Consider the following 677-nt stretch of genomic DNA (forward strand, 5'->3'; position numbering starts at 1 on the left):
CCCCTAACGCCAACGTACGAGCGATTAAACCGATAAATAAGATCATTGCAATTATCGATAACGCAAAGAACGAATAGCCCTGTACTTTATGGAATTGCTTACTCAATTTATTCTGATTTTCGAAACTCTGTTTAAGCTCATCAAAATTATTCCTTTGTGTATTCAGTAAATCACGGCTGACCTGTTCTGTCGCTTGATTTACTCTATAATTCCATTCCGTTGTCCCTTTCTCTAGTTTTTCTAACAGGTCGTCTATCCTGTTGTTCCTTTTCGTCTGCGATTTCTCTATTTCTAGCATTCTGTCTCTCAACAATCCGTTTTGCTTTTTCAATTCGATTATTTCGCTGTTCATCGGTTTCTCGTTCAAAGTCATTCCATGACTTGCTGGACTGCTCATCTGTTTCTCTTTCTCTTGGTTTATTCTGTCTTGCAAACTCAATCTCTAATCCCTCCAGTTCATAATCCGAACCTAATTTCTTCGCACGCACCCATTTCTTCTCGTCAGGGTGCTTATAAGACACCGTAGAACCTCTTAATTTCGTTTCGACACCGAAACTACCCAAATCCTCTTGAAAGCTCTCAAAATCGTTATTTCGGCTTTTAGAGACATTTACTGCTTGTCTGATTTCATCTTTCCAACTGGACTGTCCTTTTTCTAATACTGCTTTTTCTGCTTG

1 protein-coding gene is annotated in these 677 nt (G+C 39.0%); it reads right to left on the reverse strand.

From position 1 onward, the window contains the following. Nucleotides 1-203: 203 nt before the first annotated feature. Nucleotides 204-677 (reverse strand): relaxase family protein (locus ACFFLE_RS11095; RefSeq protein ID WP_514131201.1); only part of this gene is annotated, 474 nt, incomplete at its 5' end.

Source organism: Salinicoccus siamensis (assembly GCF_042429615.1).
GTDB classification, from domain to species: Bacteria; Bacillota; Bacilli; order Staphylococcales; family Salinicoccaceae; genus Salinicoccus; species Salinicoccus siamensis.